At 66.9% G+C, this 15,769-nt stretch carries 13 protein-coding genes; 5 read left to right on the plus strand and 8 right to left on the minus strand.

All coding sequences use genetic code 11. From position 1 onward, the window contains the following. Positions 1–439: 439 nt before the first annotated feature. The gene (locus tag H4O11_RS17635; protein WP_182341660.1) at positions 440–1,627 is read left to right on the plus strand and encodes a benzoate/H(+) symporter BenE family transporter; all 1,188 of its coding nucleotides are present in this window, start codon (positions 440–442) and stop codon (positions 1,625–1,627) included. Between the two features lie 76 nt (positions 1,628–1,703). Here H4O11_RS17635 and H4O11_RS17640 read toward each other — a convergent pair whose 3' ends face one another. From H4O11_RS17640 to H4O11_RS17655, 4 genes are read right to left on the minus strand one after another with little or no spacing between them, the layout of a single operon-like run. Continuing rightward, positions 1,704–3,884 carry a lytic murein transglycosylase gene (locus tag H4O11_RS17640; protein ID WP_425506086.1) on the minus strand — a complete coding sequence of 727 codons (2,181 nt, stop codon included), beginning with the start codon at positions 3,882–3,884 and terminating at the stop codon, positions 1,704–1,706. 51 nt (positions 3,885–3,935) lie between these two features. Then, positions 3,936–4,916, minus strand: a complete 981-nt coding sequence (egtD, locus tag H4O11_RS17645) for an L-histidine N(alpha)-methyltransferase (protein ID WP_182341666.1) — start codon at positions 4,914–4,916, stop codon at positions 3,936–3,938. 10 nt (positions 4,917–4,926) lie between these two features. Further along, positions 4,927–6,201, minus strand: a complete 1,275-nt coding sequence (egtB, locus tag H4O11_RS19395; protein WP_182341669.1) for an ergothioneine biosynthesis protein EgtB — start codon at positions 6,199–6,201, stop codon at positions 4,927–4,929. A 14-nt stretch (positions 6,202–6,215) separates the two neighbouring features. Beyond that, the gene (locus tag H4O11_RS17655; RefSeq protein ID WP_182341672.1) at positions 6,216–6,653 is read right to left on the minus strand and encodes a YchJ family metal-binding protein; all 438 of its coding nucleotides are present in this window, start codon (positions 6,651–6,653) and stop codon (positions 6,216–6,218) included. 101 nt (positions 6,654–6,754) lie between these two features. Here H4O11_RS17655 and H4O11_RS17660 point away from each other — a divergent pair, with 101 nt between their 5' ends. After that, positions 6,755–7,528: a TSUP family transporter gene (locus H4O11_RS17660; protein WP_182341675.1), complete on the plus strand. Its 774-nt coding sequence runs from the start codon at positions 6,755–6,757 to the stop codon at positions 7,526–7,528. 113 nt (positions 7,529–7,641) lie between these two features. On the opposite strand, the gene H4O11_RS17665 is transcribed toward H4O11_RS17660, so the two are convergent. The 4 genes from H4O11_RS17665 to folE all read right to left on the minus strand — a co-directional run bounded on the left by H4O11_RS17665 (position 7,642) and on the right by folE (position 13,906). After that, complete coding sequence (locus tag H4O11_RS17665; protein ID WP_182341678.1) at positions 7,642–11,022, minus strand: ATP-binding protein; 3,381 nt, start codon at positions 11,020–11,022, stop codon at positions 7,642–7,644. 17 nt (positions 11,023–11,039) lie between these two features. Continuing rightward, entirely contained in the window at positions 11,040–11,741 is a 702-nt protein-coding gene (locus H4O11_RS17670; RefSeq protein WP_182341681.1) for a DUF4194 domain-containing protein, read from the minus strand. Further along, positions 11,728–13,197 carry a DUF3375 domain-containing protein gene (locus tag H4O11_RS17675; protein ID WP_182341684.1) on the minus strand — a complete coding sequence of 490 codons (1,470 nt, stop codon included), beginning with the start codon at positions 13,195–13,197 and terminating at the stop codon, positions 11,728–11,730. The genes H4O11_RS17670 and H4O11_RS17675 overlap by 14 nt, the downstream gene beginning before the upstream one ends. 94 nt (positions 13,198–13,291) lie before the next feature. Beyond that, a complete protein-coding gene (gene folE, locus H4O11_RS17680) occupies positions 13,292–13,906 on the minus strand; it encodes a GTP cyclohydrolase I FolE (RefSeq protein WP_182341687.1) in 615 nt (204 codons plus the stop codon). Positions 13,907–14,079: 173 nt separating this feature from the next. On the opposite strand from folE, the gene H4O11_RS17685 reads away from it, so the two are divergent. From H4O11_RS17685 to H4O11_RS17695, 3 genes are all read left to right on the plus strand, one after another. Next, positions 14,080–14,535, plus strand: coding sequence for a MarR family winged helix-turn-helix transcriptional regulator (locus tag H4O11_RS17685; RefSeq protein WP_182341690.1), 456 nt, complete (start codon positions 14,080–14,082; stop codon positions 14,533–14,535). A gap of 109 nt (positions 14,536–14,644) precedes the next feature. Then, positions 14,645–14,854: a DUF1656 domain-containing protein gene (locus tag H4O11_RS17690; RefSeq protein ID WP_182341693.1), complete on the plus strand. Its 210-nt coding sequence runs from the start codon at positions 14,645–14,647 to the stop codon at positions 14,852–14,854. Beyond that, positions 14,851–15,765, plus strand: a complete 915-nt coding sequence (locus H4O11_RS17695) for an efflux RND transporter periplasmic adaptor subunit (protein ID WP_182341696.1) — start codon at positions 14,851–14,853, stop codon at positions 15,763–15,765. Before H4O11_RS17690 ends, H4O11_RS17695 begins: the two co-directional genes overlap by 4 nt. Positions 15,766–15,769 lie beyond the last annotated feature (4 nt).

The raw sequence follows: 15,769 nt of genomic DNA on the forward strand, positions 1-15,769 counted from the left end.
CCGACGTTTCCGTCGTTGCGAGCCGCCCATTATAGCCGGCTTTTCCGCTTCGTCAACACCTTTTTCAAGGTCGTTTCGCCGTAGCGATCCGTGGTTGACTCTGCTGCTTCAGCGGTCTGCCCGAAGGCCTTTCCGTTGAAGCGAGCCGCCTATTATGACGGACTTTTCCAGTCCGTCAACACCTTCGTTCGATTGGATCGTCCGGCGGTGTTGGCGTGCTGTTTTCGCGTCGTTTTCCGAAGAAAGCGTTGCGTTGCAGCGAGGGAGCGAATTGTAGAGATCCTGCAGGATTCGTCAACATCTTTTTTCAATTTGATGACATCGATCGTGCAGCAGGTCGCACGTCAGGGCGACAGTCTCCGGCACCCGGCCCTGCGCGCGTTGCGCGCAGGGCCGGGCAACCGTTATGTATGCAGTGTTCAAGCATGGGACAACAACGATGGATGTGGTGGCTCGGCGCGCATGGTGGCGCGATCTTTCTCTCCCGGCCGTGGTGGCCGGTTTCATCACGGTGCTGGTTGGCTTCGCCAGTTCAGCGGTGATCGTGTTCCAGGCCGCGCAGGCGGTGGGTGCGGACCAGCAGCAGATCGCCTCATGGATGTGGGCGCTGGGACTGGGCATGGGCATCACCTGCATAGGCCTGTCCCTGCGTTACCGGGTTCCGGTCGTCACTGCCTGGTCTACGCCAGGTGCGGCCATGCTGGTGGTGGGTGCGGGAGGCGTCAGCCTCCCCGAAGCCATTGGTGCCTTCCTGCTCGCCGCGGTGCTGGGAACGGTGCTTGGCTTTTCCGGCGTCTTCGCCAGGCTGATGCAACGTGTCCCGCTGGCACTGGCCGCCGGCATGCTGGCCGGCGTACTGCTGCGTTTCGGACTGGATGTGTTCGTCTCCATGGGCTCACAGTTCGGCCTTGCCCTGGCGATGTTCGTGACCTGGCTGGTGGGCCGGCGCTGGCTGCCGCGCTATGCGGTGATCGCCACGCTGCTGGTGGGCATCGCAGTGGCATTGGCGCAGGGACAACTGCTCCTGCACGACGTGCACCTGCAACTGGCCATGCCGGTGTGGACCAGTCCGCAGCTGAGCTGGGCGGCAGTGGCCAGCGTGGCGCTGCCCCTGTTCGTGGTCACCATGGCCTCGCAGAACATCCCCGGCGTAGCGGTCATGCGCGCGTCCGGCTACCAGGCGCCGATCTCCCCCATCATCAGCTGGATCGGCGTGGCCAACAGCATGCTTGCACCTTTCGGCGCCTTTGCGCTGAACCTTGCTGCGATCACCGCAGCGATCTGCATGGGGCGCGAGGCGCACGAAGATCCCGCCCGCCGCTATACCGCGGCAATGGCGGCTGGTGGGTTCTATGTACTGGTCGGACTGTTCGGCGCGACCGTTGCCGCGCTGTTTGCCGCCTTCCCCAAGGAGTTGATCGCATGCCTGGCGGGCATCGCGCTGTTCGGCACCATTGGAAACAGCCTGGCCAGTGCACTGGCAGTAGAACGCGACAGGGAGGCGGCGCTGGTGACGTTCCTGGTCACCGCGTCGGGGCTTTCGCTGTGGGGGATCGGCTCTGCGTTCTGGGGGCTGGTCGCCGGTGGGGTGACCTTGCTGGTGCTGCGCCCGCGGGCGGCAGCGTAGCCCGGCAGCGCCGAGCCATGCTCGGCGGCTCCCGGTTGCAGGATCGTGATCCCTGACAGATCCCGGCCCACCTTCGTTACAGGGGTTGCACCGACAGGGTCTGTTGCAGCATGTGGCGACCGCCGGCCGGGATGGTGACCACGTCCGGGCCGGCGTTGGCCGCTTCCAGGCAGACATAGTCACGCCAGCCATCGCCGACATCGGCCATGCCGGCAGCCGCCTCGGCACCCGGATTCCATGCCACCAGTGCACGGCTGCCCTGGGTTTCCAGCGTGATGCGGCGCTTCAGTACGGGATCGCGCAGCACGTAGCGGCCCCCGGCACCGGTATAGATGCGGTCACTGCGGCCCGGGTCGCGGGGATCACGCAGGTTCCAGGGCCCCTGCTGCCGGCGGGACTGGGCGTAGTTCTCATATTTGTCCAGGTACTCCAGTCCATCCACGCCGTCCACATCCACGCGGCCGGCATCACCGACACGGAAGTAGTTGTGCAGCGCCTGGGTGATCGTGGCGGGCACAGTGCCGGTGTTTTCAGTGATGAGCTGCTGCTGCAACGTCGCACCTACCGTGACCACCATCTGCAGGCGCAGCGCCAGGTTGTCCAGCACGGGCGGGGCCAGGGTCAGCTCGATGTTTCCATCAACCAGCTTTCGCGCCTGTTTCAGTTCCCACGGCAGGGTGCGCACGAAGCCATGCGACGGAACGTCATTGCCTTGCCCCTGGCGGCCGAAGTAGGGCCAGCACACCGGACTGCCGCCGCGGATCGGCGTGGGCAGGTCGGCACGCCGCGGCGACAGCCACATCACGTCCTGCCCGCCCCTGGGCACGTAGGACAGCAATTGCCCGCCGAACACGCTGATGGCGGCGGTTGCCTGGGGAGTTTCGACCAGCCAGGCATCAAGTCCCTGGAACTGGCCACTGGTCACGCCTTGGATCTGCTGCACTGTGGACGTACTCCGCACCGCCGGCGACCGGGCCAGCTGTTGATGGTTGGAAGGAAGGGTGAAGCGGGTGCTGGCAGCCGCAGGAACAGGGTCTGCCTGCAGCGCCTGCAGGATGCGGCGTCCGGCTCGCCCGTCCGCCCTGGCCCAGCCCAACCGTTGCTGCTCGGCCTGGATGGCGCGCCGACTGGCAGTACCGATCATGCCGTCGACCTGGCCGATGGCATGGCCACGCGCGACCAGCAGCGATTGCAGTTGGCGGCGCTCGTAGCGGCCGAGGCCGGGATCGTCGGTCGGCCATGCGGTTGCCAGGCCATCGCCTCCGCGCAGCAGGTCGGCCAGCGTGGCGATGGCCAGCGCATAGCTTTCGGCGGCGTTGTAGCTGTAGATCGCGTCGTAATTGCGGAACACCAGCAGTGCCGGGCCCTTGTTGCCAGCCGGCAACAGCAACGCCGCACGTGCATCGGCGGCCACTCCGGCAGGGGTGATGGCGTTGCCCTGCAGCGTGGTCACGCCCAGCGCGCGCCAGTCGGCCAACGGCCTGCGCTGGGTCCGGCCGGCCTTGGCGGGGTTGAAACCTGCGGGCACCCGTACTTCGATGCCCCACGGCTCGCCGCTACGCCAGCCGGCGCGCTTTAGATAGTTCGCCGTCGATGCCAGCGCGTCGGGGATGCTGGCCACCAGGTCACGGCGGCCATCACCGTCTCCATCCACCGCGATGCGTGCATAGGTGCTGGGCATGAACTGGGTGTGCCCGAACGCACCGGCCCAGGATCCGGTCAGGCCTTCGGCACGCAGGTCGCCCTGGTCGATCAGTTTCAGCAGGGCCAGCAGTTCGCTGCGGAAAAACGGCTGCCGCCGCCCGGCACAGGACAAGGTGGCCAGCGACTGCAACAGCGGGCGTTTACCGAATACCCGTCCGTAGTCGCTTTCCACGCCCCAGACCGCGACGATGGTGGCCGGGTCCACGCCATATTCGCTGGAAAGACGATCGAGCAGCGCGCGGTGCCGGGCCAGCATGGCCTGCCCGTCCTCCACCCGCTGCGTATCGACCAGTGCAGCCAGGTAGTCCCAGATGGGCGTGGTGAACTCAGGCTGGGCATCGAGCAGCGGCAACACGCCTGGATCAGGCTGCAGCCCAACGGTGAGGGCAGCAAAGCGATCGGCGGAGATGCCCTGCCTGGCAGCCGCTGCCTGCAGGGTGGCCAGGCAGCCGGCAAATCCAGGATCCGGCGTGGCCTGCGCCATCCCGGGCTGCGCAGGCAATGCAGGACTGGCCAGCAGGGAAGCCAGCAACAACAGGAACCGCTTTGTCATGGACATCCTTCGCCTCGCGCCGCCATGGCCCGATCATAGCGGCAGCATCGCTCAGCGGCGACGCAGCAACCGCAGGCCGAACGCCGGTTCCGGCGCGATCGTGTCCCAGCGCGCCATGACCTGCAGGCCAGCCGCGTCAAGCAATCGCTGGAAACTGGCTTCGGTGTATTTGTGGCTGTATTCAACCTGGATGGCGTCACCCGGCGCGAAGTGGAAACGGTGGTCCTCGATGCTGACGTCCTGCGCGCGATCACTGACCAGTTGGGTTTCGATGCGCAGGTTCGCAACGCTGTAGCGGGCGCGGTGGTGGAAACCCTGCAGGTCGAAATCGCTGCCAATCTCGTTGTTGAGCCGTCGCAGCAGGTTGATGGTGAATGCGGCGGTGATGCCGGCGGCGTCGTTGTACGCCGCTTCAAGGGTGGCCGTGTCCTTGTGCAGGTCGATGCCGACCAGCGCCAGCCCGTGCTCGCCCATCGTCTGGCGCATGGCACGCAGCAGTGCCACGGCTTCGTCATGGTCGAAGTTGCCCAGCGTGGAACCCGGGAAGAACAGCAGGCGGCGTGCGGCTTCGTTCTCCGGCTCCGGCACGTCCACCGGCTGGGTGAAGTCGGCACAGACCGGCAGCATCTCCACGTCAGGCAACGCCGGAGCAAGGTGGTCGATGCTGGCCAGCAGCGCCGCCCGTGAAATTTCTATCGGGGTATAGGCCACCGGCTCGTCCAGGGCATCCAGCAGCAACGCGGTCTTGCGTCCGCTGCCGCTGCCGAGTTCCACCACGTGTACCTGCGCACCCACCGCCGTTGCCACCTCTGGCAGGCAGCGATCCAGCAGGGCCAGCTCGGTGCGCGTGGGGTAGTACTCGGGCGTGCGGGTGATCTGTTCGAACAACGCCGACCCCGCACCATCGTAGAAGTACTTCGAAGGCAACCGGCGTGGCTGGCTGGACAAGCCGGCGACGGCGTCGGCCAGCACGCGCGCGCGGCTGGGCGTCAGGTCGGTCAGCGCCTGTCGCGCTGCATGAACGGTACTCACGGAACGATGCTCATTGGATATCCCGGGCCAGGCGCACGCCGGAAAACTGCCAGCGCGCGGAGGGGTCGAAGAAGTTGCGGTAGCTGGCACGCACGTGGCCACGCGGTGTCGCGCAACTGCCACCACGCAATATCCACTGCCCGCACATGAACTTTCCGTTGTACTCGCCGAGGCTGCCCGGAAAGGTCCTGAAGCCCGGATACGGGCCGTAGGCACTGCTGGTCCATTCCCATACTTCGCCATGCAATCGCGGGGAACCGCTGCTGCCCTGCCCCGCCTGCGGGTGCAGCCGGCCATCATCGGCAGGACTGCCATCCTCGGCATCGGCACTGGCCGCAGCCTCCCATTCGAACTCGGTGGGCAGTCGCGCACCTGCCCAACGGGCGTACGCATCGGCTTCGAAATAGCTGATGTGGCATACCGGCGCATGCGGGTCCAGCACGCGCCAGCCGCCGAGCGTGTATTCGCGTTGCAGGGCGTCATCCCAGTACAGCGGATGCTGCCACTGCCCTGCCTGGCACAGTGCCCAGCCTTCGCTCATCCACAGCTGGACCTGCCGGTAACCCCCATCCGCGATGAAGGCAGCGTACTCCGCATTGCTCACCGGCCGGCTGGCCAACGCGTGGGCTGGCACCAGCACGCGATGGCGCGGCGATTCGTTGTCATAGGCGAAGCCGGCATCATCGGGCCACGCGGGGGCGCCGATCCAGGCGATGTGTTCACCGCTCTCGATCCACTGCAACGGCCCGGCAGTGCCGGTCGCAGGTATCGGCAGGTCATCCCGGTAGGCCGGCTGCAGCGGGTTGCTCCACAGCGCGTGCTTGATGTCGGTCAACAGCAGTTCCTGATGCTGTTGTTCATGCTGCAGGCCAAGCTGCAGATGGTCCAGGATCGCATCATCCAGCGCGCCGCCCCGCAGCAGGGCCAGTACGCTGCTGTCGATGCGCCTGCGGTAGGCCTGCACCTGGTCCAGGCTCGGACGGGAAAGCAGGCCGCGCTGCGGGCGCGCATGGGCGGGCCCGATGGTCTCGTAGTAGCTGTTGAACAGGAAGTGCCAGTCGGGCTGAACCGGTTGGTAGGCCGCATCCGCGCCCAGCACGAAGCGCTCGAAGAACCAGGTGGTATGGGCGAGATGCCATTTGGCCGGACTGGCATCGGGCATGCTCTGCACCATCGCATCTTCGGCACTGAGCGGCGCGGCCAACGCCACGCTGCGCTGGCGCACCTCGGCGTACTGGTCAGCCAGCGCGGACTGGCGGGAGACGGCAGCGGTAATGGCAAGCATGCGATTCACCTACGTTAGCTTCGGGCAGCGGCGGTGAGGGCGGTGTCACGAGGTGGCGACGCCCCGAGCGCGTCGAGGTAGAACCATTGGCCTCCGATGCGCTGGAAGCGGCTGTGTTCGGTCATTTTTACTGCACTCCCGCCGCCGATGCGGTAACGGGCGGTGAACCGGACGTCGGCCTTGTCACCCTCTTCGCGGTGCGAGTGGACGGTCAGTCCGAGCCATTGCGTGCGTTGTCCCGGCACATCGTCCAGCGAGAGTTCCACCGGGCGTGTTTCCGGGTGCCAGCTGGCCAACAGATAGTCGGTCCGCTGCAGGACATAGGCACTGTAGCGCGACCGCATCAGGCTGGCAGCGTCAGGGGCGGCGGCGCCTGCATGGTAACGGCCACAGCAATCGGCATAGGGCCTGCCGGGATCGCAGGGACAGGGCGTTGGCGAGTTCTTGCTCATGCACGCATTTTTGCACGGGTGGGCAGGGGCCGCAGGCTGGGCGGCAGCCATGGCGTGGCGCTGCCGGAGTATCCTGTCGCCCCCCATGCAGGTGCGTCTCCGTGCTTGAACTGGTTCCCCCCGAACTCTGGTGGCTGGTCGCCATCGCCTTCATCGCAGGCCTGGTCGACGCGGCCGTGGGCGGCGGCGGCCTGGTGCAGTTGCCCGGCCTGTTCACGGTACTGCCGCAGCACACGCCCGCCCTGCTGTTCGGCACCAACAAATTCAGCTCGGCCTTCGGCACCGCAGCATCGGCATGGCGCTACGCACGCAATGTCCGCTTCCCATGGCGGCCCGTGCTGTTCGCCGCCGCGACTGCCTTCGTGTTTTCATTCCTGGGGGCGACGGCGGTCAGCCTGCTGCCGAAGGATGCGGTGCGCCCGCTGGTGCTGGTGCTGCTGGTGGCGATGCTCGGCTATACGTTGTGGAAGAAGGATTTCGGTGCGTTGCATCGGCCGCGCGAGGTGGGGCGGCGCGAACTGCTGATCGCACTGGCCATCGGTGCGGCAATCGGCTTCTACGACGGCTTCTTCGGGCCGGGCACCGGCAGCTTCCTGATCTTCCTGTTCGTGCGCTTCTTCGGCCTGGACTTCCTGCGCGCCTCGGCCGCATCGAAGGTGGTCAACCTGTCGACGAACGTAGCGGCGCTGTCCTTCTTCGTGCCGACCGGGAATGTGCTGCTGGTCTTCGCGGTGCCGATGGCGGTGGCCAACATCGTGGGGTCGGTGGTAGGCACGCGGCTGGCGTTGCGTGGCGGCACCCCACTCATCCGCAAGCTGTTCGTGGCGCTGGTGGTGGTGCTGATCGCACGGATGGGGTGGGATACGTTCGCGTGATGCCCCGCGCACGGCGCACACGGCTTCGGTAGCGCCGGGCCATGCTCGGCGGATTTTCGCGACCTGCCCTGGTCCGCCGGGCATGGCCCGGCGCTACCGGTGCCACGGCGCGGTCAGGCCTCGGCTTCTTCCGGTTTGACGGCCTGCTGGCGGCTGCGTTCGGGCAGCTTGAGGCGCCGGCCTTCCTCGTCGTACTCGATCAGCAGCACGCCGGAATCGTGGCGGCCGCTGATCTCGACGAAGCAGGCGCCGCCGATGAACGGCTCCAGCGTCATCACCGACTTCAGCGGCGTGGCGACCACCATCTGGAAGCCGAAGTTGTCGAAAATGTTCATCGCCAACGCAGTGAACTCGTTGTCGGCCTTGTCGAACGCTTCGTCCAGCACCACCGCGGCGTAACTGGGCAGCTGCCCGTCGGCGCCGCCAAGCTGGTAGCGCAACGCGGCGGCCAGGCAGGTCGTCGCCAGCTTCTGCCGCTGCCCACCGGACTTGCCCGCACCACTGCGGTAGATCTCCACCTGCTGGCGCGTGGCCGCGTCCAGTTCCACGCCAATGAATTCCACGTGCATCCGCACATCGAGGACCAGCTCACGCCAACGCTTGTCCTCGCCTTCCGGTGAACCCAGCCGGGTGACCAGCTGGCGCAGGACGGCGAACTGGGCTTCGGCCAGCTCGCGCTGCTCGGTTTGCTGTTGCGACAGCACGTCGCGCAGCTGCTGGTGGAACTCCAGCACTTCAGGCAGGCGGCGGTCGCTGAGTTCGATGGTCAGCAGGGTGCCGCGGTTGAACGGCACCTGTTCCAGGCTGGCGTTGACCTCGTCCAGGCGCTGGCCTATCGACTTGCGCGCTTCGGCGCTGTGCCGCTGCAATGCAAGCAGGTTGTTCTTGCTCTGGTTCTGCAGCAGGTCGAAGAAGCGTTCTTCGTGCTGCGGCAGGCCGTCGCGCTCCAGCCGCTCCAGCCGTGCGAGGAAATCCTCGGCCGATGCCACCGACACGGTGAAGTCGCCCGATTCCTCCGGCCAGGCCTGCACGAAGCGACGGAAGCAGCCCAGCAGTTGGTTCTCGACGCGGTTGACGTCCTGTTGCGACGACGACAGCGATTCGTTGAGTGCATTGCTGACCTGGCGCATGTGCGCCTCCAGCGTTTCCAGGCTCAGCGTGCCGAACGCATCCAGGCGCTCCTGCAAGCCGGCTTCCTGGGTGGTCCCGAGTGCCGGAAGCACCAGGGCACGGCTTTGCTGGCGGGCGCGATCAAGGCGGTCGCGCTCCTTCACCAACTGCCCTCGCTCTACGCGCGTGTCTTCATAGGTGCGCCGTGCCTGCTCGATATCCGCCCGTGCAGCGTCGATCTGCTGCGCCAGCTTTTCCAGGTCGGCATTGCCTTCGCGCAGGTCGCGCAGGCTGGCTTCGATGTCGGCCAGCCGTTGCTGCGGCGTGGCCAGGTCGATTTCATTCCAGCTGATGCCAGCCAGCTGGTGGCAGGCCAGTCGGCGGTCGTTGTCATGGTCGCGCTGCGCGCGCAGGCGGGCGACGTCTTCATCACAGCTGGCGATACGCTGGGCCAGCTGCTGTGCTTCTTTCTCGTACACCGCCAGCTTGTCGCGGTTGTTGAAGCCCAGGAGCCAGCGACGACGGTCGGTGACCGCGGTGCGGTCATCCTTCTCGAAACGATCGCCGGGATGCTTGACCTGGCCTTCGCGGGTGATGCCGCGGTCCACGTTGCGCAGCTGCCGCGCATCGACGCATTCGTAATCAAAGCGCTTGCCGAGTTCGCGCCGCAGCCAGCCCTCGAACGCGTGGTCGCGCAGTTCCAGCTTGTGCAGCAGCGAACGTGGCGATGGATCGCGGGCGAATGCCTCATCATTGCGGCGCACGCGGTAATAAGTGAACCGCATGCCCAGGTGGGTGCGGTTCACCCAGTCGGCGACTTCGTTGTAGTGCCTGTCATCGACCAGCAGCGATTGTGCGAAGCCGGACAGCACGCGTTCGATGGAGCCCTGCCAGGCGATCTCGTCCTGGCGGACCTGGATCAGCTCGCCGACGAAGGGCAGCGCGGCTTCAGGCAGTCCGGTTTCTTCGACCAGCCGCGCGCGCAGTTTCTGCAGCGGCGCGGGGATGCTGGAGGTATTGCGCTGCATCGCATCCAGTTCGGCCCGTACGTCGCCGAAACGGCGCTCGTCATCGCGCCTTCCCCCCAGCCGCTCGCTGATCGCATCGTCCAGGGCCGAGGAGGCCCGCTTGCGGTCCAGCAGCTCGGTCGACGCGCGCTCCACCAGCTCGGCGAAGCCCTGCGCGTCATCCGGCAACACCTGCTGCAGCTGCTGGGCGGCATCATGTGCCTGCCCACGCTTGGCCTGGCGGCGGTCGCGCTCGGCCTCGGCACGGCCCTGTTCGCGCTCCAGTTCCTCGATGCGCTCTCCGCCCTGCTGCCGCCGCAGCAGTTCCAGCTCGCCCAGCCGCGCCTGGTGGTTGTCCAGCGTGGCCCGCCGCTGCGATTCTTCGCCCAGCAAGCCGCGGTCCCGCGTATCCAGTTCGCGCAGGCGTGCGTCGATCAGCTGTTGCCGACGCGACTCGCGGAAGCTGTCGAGGCCGAGCTTGAGCGTTTCGTCATCGCCACGGCGGCGGTTCATGCCCTTCAGTTCGTTGTAGTGGCCGCGTGCGGGCAGCAGCGTTTCCACCTGCCTGCGCGCGGTGACCACGGCCTGGTGCGCACCATCCAGTTCGGCGAAATCATTGACCAGGCGCTCGGCTGCGTCGAAGGTCTTCGGCGTATCAAGCATGAAGTCGCGCAGGAAGACATTGAGGTCGCCCAGGTTCTTCGCCGACTGGGTCTTGTGCAGCAGCCGCAGCGCCATCTCGTTGTCGATGCCGAGCAGGTGCCGGAAGCGTTCGGCATAGCCGGCGAAGCTGTCGAAATGATGGACGTCGGCCAGCTTCTGCTTCAGCTTGCGCAGGTCCAGGTCAAAGCCGCCGAGGTCCTTGACGATGTCGAAGGGCCGTTCGGCAACCATGTAGTGCTTGCGCACGTCACCGGCGGTGGCGCCATTGCCGGCGATCCAGAACAGCCGCACCAGGCTGACCACGCGACCGTCGCCATTGCGGTACTCCAGCACCAGCGCGGTCCACGTGGCACCCTTGCGCAGGTACTGCGTAGCGATCTCTCCGGTGCCGCGGTCCTGCTGGTCGGCCCAGGCGCCGCGCACATACGACACCAGGTTGCGGTCGCGTCCGCTTCGCTCGGCTTCACGTGCCGCCGCATTGAAGTCGACGATGGCCGGCGGTACCAGCAGCGCGGACATGGCATCGAGCAGGGTGGACTTGCCCGAGCCGGACCGGCCCACGAACAGGAAGCCCTTCTCGGCGATCGGCACCTCGGTCAGGCCATTGAACGTGCCCCAGTTATGCACCTGCAGGCGACGCATGCGGAACTGCTGCAGGCGCGGGTCCGGCAGGCCTTCGGTGAACAGGGCGGGGGTATGCTTGGAGAGGGCCATGCGGGGGTTCCGTTCGATCAGGCTTCGGCGGCCGGGGTTTCGCGCAGCTGGCGGTAGACCGCCGACAGCGCCGATACGTCCTCGGCCGAGAACAGCAGCTTCAACGCCGGGGAGACTTCGTGGCGATCTTCCTGCCCGGCCAGGCGGGTCAGGATGTGGTTGTCCTTCATCTTCTGCACTGCCGAGGCAACACGGCGATTGAAGCCGGCGCGGTCGGTGGACAGGTTCTTCTCATACACCGCCAGCGCCTCGGCCATCTCGGCATCGGCCACCACCGCGCGGTTGCCGCGCGCATCGGCCTCGCCCAGCTGCTGGCGCAGGTACAGCAGCAGCACCGAGTCGATGAAGGTCAGCGGGGAGGTCCGCAGCAGCACCGGCGTATCCAGGTCCTCGGTGTCGGCCTGGCGGGTGAACGCCACGCCACTTTCCCGGTCCAGCACCAGCTCAAGGAACAGGTCGGACAGTGCCGAGCGCAGGGTCGCCTCGTTGCGCAGCAGCGCCGGCCACAGCCTGGCATGGCGCTGCTGGTCGATGCTGGGGCCGATCAGCAGCTGGCACAGCGCGCGGCGTGCATCTGCCGACAGGCGGCCGGTGTCGCCGAGGTACAGCACATCGTTGTTACGGCGCGGCAGCGGCGTGACCACCACCGGCTCGGCGTCATGCACCTCGTCGCCATCATCCAGGCGGGACGACTCGATGGGATCTTCATGCCAGCTCATGGCGTTTCTCCTGGGTGAACCAAACCATCGGAATGCGCGCGCGGCGCCATTGCCCATCGCCGCCACGCCAATGCGCCAGCTCCTGTTCGCCTTCCACTACCGTGCCGAAGCGCGTGCCCAGCGACAGGTAGCCGATCACGCTGCCCAGCCCCTGCGGTGCATCGCGTTGCGACAGCGCCTGGGCGATGCTCAGCTTCGGCTGCATGCCCAGCAGGTCATGCAGGTCACGGCGCAGGCTGCGGAAGTCGATCTCCGAGGACGCTACCAGGTCACCGACGCTTTCCAGGCTGATCGCCGCCGCATCATTGCGCAGCACGCTGCCATCGACCTGCGCGCTGCGCGGGTCGTGCAGCTTCCATTGCGACCACGAGCGCAGCCGGCTGGTGGTCAATTGCAGGTCGCGGCCAATCGAACGCTGGGCGGGGAAATCATCGCGCAGGGCCAGTGCCTCGGCCTGTGCCTGCTTGAGCAGCTGGTTGAGGCGGCGTTGTTCCAGGTAGCCGCGGCTCTGCACGAAGCCGCGCAGGCTGCGCGCGAAGTGCTGCAGGACATCGTGTACCTGGCCGCCACGCTCCAGCATGGTGCCGGTGAAGCCGCGCAGGAAGGCGCGTTCGTTGCGATCCAGCCGGCGTGCGAAGCCCCGTGCCAGCACCGTTTCCAGCGCCGCATCCAGCTGGGCGCTCTGCTCGGCGTCGTTCAACAGGCGCCAGAAGGCCTGGAAGCTGCGGCCGGCGTCGCTGTCACCGATGACATCCACCCCTTCGAACAGCTTGGACAGCACGTCGCCACGTTCGCCCTCGTCGTCGATGATGCGTTCGCGGAATTCACGGTTGAGCTTCTCGAAGTCGTCGCGGACGCGGCGGAAGTCCTCGGTCAGCTCGTCGGCCAGGCCGATGATCTGGCGGGCACGCTCCAGCGCGCGCTTGCCATCCAGCGCGGCCACCCTGCCCTCGCCGACGCGGGCGATCTCCGCATCGATGCGGTCGCGCTCGTCGCGCAACGCCGACAGGCGCGCGTCCGGATCGGCTTCGGTCTGCGCGGCCAGCTGCGACAACTGGTTGATGACCAGTGCCAGGCGGCTCTCGGTGGCGGCAACGCGGCTCTGCTCCAGGCTGTCGGCAAAGCGGATCGCCTGCAGCGCCTGGGTGGACAGTTCGTATTGTTCCTGGTCGGCGCCCTCGGGCAGGCGCCGCTCCAGCCAGCCCTGCGCCAGCCAGTGGGCGACATAGGCCTGGGCGGTACGCGGCAGCTCGCGCGACAGTTCCTCGCCATTGAGCTGGTCCAACGCGCGTTGCAGGCGCTCATGCAGGACGGCGGCGGCCAGGGTGCGCTCGCCATCCATCAACAGGCCCTGCAGCAGGCCGATGATCTCCGGCGCGTGGTCGGCGGCGAGCAGCTTCCATTGCGGTTGCTCGCGCAGATGGCGGTAACGGGTGATGCGTTCGCGGTGCTTCATGCAGCGACGGAATCCGGAATGAAGCGGCGTGGCGCGCGGCCACGCGGCAGGAAACGCGCCGGCCACCAGGACCGGCACCGGGCGTACGAGGCGATCAGCGCTTGCCGCCGACTTCGATGAAGCGCAGGAACTCGGCGCGGGTGCGGGCATCTTCGCGGAAGCTGCCGAGCATCTTCGAGGTGACCATGCTGACACCGCGCTTGTGGATGCCACGGGTGGTCATGCACTCATGCGCACCTTCCACCACCACGCCGACGCCAATCGGCTGCAGCACGTCCTGGATGCACTGGGCAATCTGCGCGGTCATCTTTTCCTGCACCTGGAAGCGGCGCGCATAGGCTTCCACCACGCGGGCCAGCTTGCTGATGCCCACCACCTTGCCAGCCGGCAGGTAGCCGACGTGGACGCGGCCGATGATCGGCGCCATGTGGTGCTCACAGTGGCTTTCATACTCGATGTCGCGCAGCACGATCAGTTCGTCGTAGCCGGCAACCTCTTCGAAGGTGCGCTCCATGTAGGCGCGCGGGTCATCGCGGTAGCCGCTGAACCAGTCGCCATAAGCCTCGGCCACGCGGCGCGGGGTATCCAGCAGGCCTTCGCGGGCGGGGTCTTCGCCGGCCCAGCGCAGCAGCGTGCGCACGGCCTCTTCGGCCTGCGTCTGGGTGACATCGCCCTGCGGCGCATTGGAATTCTTGTCGTGCTTGCTCATTGCGTGCTGCATCCCGGGTGGGCCGAGCATGGTAGCCGACCGGAGGGGGGATCGTCCCCCTGCCGGGTCCGTGGTGTTCATGGCGCGGTCCAGGCACCGGCCGCGCGTGGCCCGGTGCCATCGGGCAGGGGGTATTGATAGGAGACAAATTAGTAGTATCCTATCTATCTGCCATGAATGACTCCCTCGACGAACGTACCCGGCTGCAGATGCAGCTCAGCTCCGGCCTGCTCTATGCAGGACGGCAATGGCAGCGCCTGGCCGATACCACGCTGGGCAGCTACGGCATCTCCACCGCCTGCACCATGCCGCTGCTGATGATCGGCCGCGCCGGTGGCGGCATCCGCCAGGTCACGCTGGCCCAGCAGCTGGGCATGGAAGGCCCGTCGCTGGTACGCCTGCTGGACAAGTTGTCCGCCAGCGGGCTGGTACGCCGCGAATGCGACGCCAGCGACCGCCGCGCCAACCTGTTGTGGCTGACCGATGAGGGCCAGGCCCTGGTCAGTGAGCTGGAACAGCGTTTGATCGGCCTGCGCCAGGACGTCTTCGGCGAACTTTCGCTGGACGAACTGCGCGCCGTGTTGAAGGTGTGGCAGCTGCTGGCGAGCGCCGCCGACCGTATTACGTAAGTGCATTGCCCCGTGGGCATTGCCGCTGTCGTGCAGACGCCAGCGGCCTTCGCCCGTTGATGTCGTTCCCGGTTCCGCCCTCCCCCGCCCTGAAACCAGATACCTGCCAATGCCCGGTGAATTCAGTCTCCATGGTGTGTTCATCCCGACCCTGCTCGGGCTGATGCTGCTGGCCTACGTGGTCAACACCGGCGTGCGCGTGCTGCTGCAACGCACCGGCGCCTATCGGCTGGTGTGGCATCCGGCCCTCTTCAACCTGGCCCTGTACGGAATCGTGCTCGGCCTGTTGTTCCACCTCCTGCGTTGGATGCAATCGTGAACAAACTGGTCAAGAAAGCCCTTCCGCCCGTGTTGACCGTGCTGGCGGTGATCGTCGCGCTGCTGGTATTGCGCCAGCTGTGGGTCTATTACATGGACGAGCCGTGGACGCGCGATGCGCATGTCGGCGCCGACGTGGTGCAGGTCGCGCCGGATGTATCCGGCCTGGTGGAAGCGGTGGAAGTCACTGACAACCAGGCAGTGAAGAAAGGCGCACTGCTGTTCGTCGTCGACCGGGCGCGCTACCGCATCGCGCTGGAACAGGCGCAGGCCGCGCTGGCCGAGCGCCAGGCGACGGTGGCCCAGCTGCGCCGCGAGATCAGCCGCGACCGCAGCCTGCAGGACCTGGTCGCCGCCGAGGATGCCGAGGTGCGCCGTGCCCGGCTGCAGGCCGCGCAGGCCACGGTGGCGACCGCGCAGGCGGCGGTGGACCTTGCCGCACTCAACCTGGCGCGTACCGAAGTGCGTGCGCCGGCCGATGGCCAGATCAACGATCGCACCGTGCGCGTGGGCGACTACGTGGTCGCTGGCAAGGCGGTACTGGCGCTGCTGGACACCGCCTCGTTCCGCGTGGACGGCTACTTCGAGGAAACCCGCCTGCGTGGCGTGGCGCCCGGCCAACGCGTGGACATCCGCCTGATGGGCGAGGACGTGGCACTGCAGGGCCATGTGGAAAGCATCGCCGCCGGCATCGAGGACCGCTACCGCACCGATGGCAGCAGCCTGCTGCCGAACGTGACCCCGGCCTTCGACTGGGTACGGCTGGCACAGCGCATCCCGGTGCGCATCGCCATCGACGAAATCCCTCCGGGCGTGCAGCTGATTTCCGGGCGCACCGCCACGGTGACGGTGGACGTGGCCGGACATGCGCAGGAACAGGCCGGCACCACGCCGGCACGGGCGGGACTGTGAACGC

The sequence above is a fragment of the Stenotrophomonas tumulicola genome (genome assembly GCF_014117215.1).
Lineage (GTDB): Bacteria > Pseudomonadota > Gammaproteobacteria > Xanthomonadales > Xanthomonadaceae > Stenotrophomonas > Stenotrophomonas tumulicola.

Bases quoted from the DNA above. Each gene is read 5' to 3' on its own strand.
- H4O11_RS17655 (WP_182341672.1), bottom strand. From the start codon at position 6,653: ATGAGCAAGAACTCGCCAACGCCCTGTCCCTGCGATCCCGGCAGGCCC.
- H4O11_RS17665 (WP_182341678.1), bottom strand. From the start codon at position 11,022: ATGGCCCTCTCCAAGCATACCCCCGCCCTGTTCACCGAAGGCCTGCCG.
- H4O11_RS17640 (WP_425506086.1), bottom strand. From the start codon at position 3,884: ATGACAAAGCGGTTCCTGTTGTTGCTGGCTTCCCTGCTGGCCAGTCCT.
- H4O11_RS17675 (WP_182341684.1), bottom strand. From the start codon at position 13,197: ATGAAGCACCGCGAACGCATCACCCGTTACCGCCATCTGCGCGAGCAA.
- H4O11_RS17685 (WP_182341690.1), top strand. From the start codon at position 14,080: ATGAATGACTCCCTCGACGAACGTACCCGGCTGCAGATGCAGCTCAGC.
- folE (WP_182341687.1), bottom strand. From the start codon at position 13,906: ATGAGCAAGCACGACAAGAATTCCAATGCGCCGCAGGGCGATGTCACC.
- H4O11_RS17690 (WP_182341693.1), top strand. From the start codon at position 14,645: ATGCCCGGTGAATTCAGTCTCCATGGTGTGTTCATCCCGACCCTGCTC.
- H4O11_RS17670 (WP_182341681.1), bottom strand. From the start codon at position 11,741: ATGAGCTGGCATGAAGATCCCATCGAGTCGTCCCGCCTGGATGATGGC.
- H4O11_RS17635 (WP_182341660.1), top strand. From the start codon at position 440: ATGGATGTGGTGGCTCGGCGCGCATGGTGGCGCGATCTTTCTCTCCCG.
- egtB (WP_182341669.1), bottom strand. From the start codon at position 6,201: ATGCTTGCCATTACCGCTGCCGTCTCCCGCCAGTCCGCGCTGGCTGAC.